Origin of the sequence: Archaeoglobus sp. UBA230 (assembly GCA_002507545.1) — an archaeon.
Classification (GTDB): Archaea; Halobacteriota; Archaeoglobi; order Archaeoglobales; family Archaeoglobaceae; genus Archaeoglobus.
Genome location: DAVR01000033.1, coordinates 1 through 1,081, shown reverse-complemented (window position 1 = coordinate 1,081; position 1,081 = coordinate 1). Strand labels below are relative to the sequence as shown.

2 protein-coding genes and 1 pseudogene are annotated in these 1,081 nt (G+C 39.2%); 1 reads left to right on the top strand and 2 read right to left on the bottom strand.

Going from position 1 to position 1,081, the window contains the following annotated elements; genetic code table 11:
* Both BP688_RS10315 and BP688_RS10310 read right to left on the bottom strand, forming a co-directional pair.
* Window positions 1-236: pseudogene (locus tag BP688_RS10315) on the bottom strand (hypothetical protein); the annotation flags it as partial.
* Window positions 237-308: 72 nt separating this feature from the next.
* The gene (locus BP688_RS10310; protein WP_290597510.1) at window positions 309-560 is read right to left on the bottom strand and encodes a ribbon-helix-helix domain-containing protein; all 252 of its coding nucleotides are present in this window, start codon (window positions 558-560) and stop codon (window positions 309-311) included.
* Window positions 561-736: 176 nt separating this feature from the next.
* Between BP688_RS10310 and BP688_RS10305 the strand changes: the two genes are divergently transcribed.
* A complete protein-coding gene (locus tag BP688_RS10305; protein ID WP_290597509.1) occupies window positions 737-973 on the top strand; it encodes a ribbon-helix-helix domain-containing protein in 237 nt (78 codons plus the stop codon).
* The last annotated feature ends 108 nt before the right edge of the window (window positions 974-1,081 follow it).

Genomic DNA, 1,081 nt, shown 5'->3' with positions numbered 1-1,081 from the left:
TTCGAATCCGGCCGAGCCCATCCTATTTTTAGAACTTTAAGCTCTGCTGGTTGCTCAGTCCTAAGAAAGTCCAATAGCTTGTTAATAGTCTCTGAAAAGCGATTTCTGAAGTTTTCTCTGAGAAATATATAATTCTCTTTAGAAATCCGTATGTGCAAATCAACCTTTCTCTGGCTGTTTTTTTCTGAAAGCCCTCTTATAGATGTTGATTCAGAGTATGTTCCAGATTGTTCCATGTGGAACATAAGGGGCGGGTAAACTTTAATATTTCGTGATGAAACAGAAAAAAATAGAATGATGAGATTGGGCTACTCTTTCAGCTTTGCAGATATGAGGTTGCGGAGCTTTTCAACCTGTTCAAGGATTTCAAGCATATCTGGCTCTTGCTCTTTAACTCCTTCTCTCGTGCAGAGGATTATTACAATTTTTTCTCTTATTGCATCCTTCACGAATTCAGAAACAGAAGAGTAACCCATCTCTGGAAAAGTTTCGATAATTTCTTTAACCCTCTCGACCATTTCGGCTGGGAGGGTTATACCCTTATAGTTCTTTGGCGGCATTTTTACATCATGGTTACTACATCTATATAACATTTTTTAAATTGGTATTATAAATATTTTATGATTTTGATTTTCGAACATCGTTTTTTAACGATTCCACATGAAACTATGCTCGTTTTTAGCAGTTACTGTAACGATATAGTAAAATTTAAAAATCAGAGTTCTAATCTTACTATATGGGTGTAGTAAAAACAGGTGGGAAACAGTATAGGGGTATCACCCTTTCTGCAAAGCTGGTTGAGGAGATCGAGAGAACGATTGAGATGCTTGGAACTTACAGCAGTGTTGCAGATTTTGTGAAGGAGGCAGTGAGGGAGAAGCTGGAAAGGGTGAGAACAGCATACAGCGATATCATTGATGCTGATGCTCTTTCTGTTCAAGTGTTTGATGGGAAGGAGCAGGAGGGAGAGTAATGAAGGAAGCTCTCGCCTACTTCATTACCCTCCTGTTCTTGCTGTTTGGGCTTGGCTGGTTTTTTTGGGAGTTGAATAGAGGTTTGAGCCTGATTGGGGGGTGGTAAG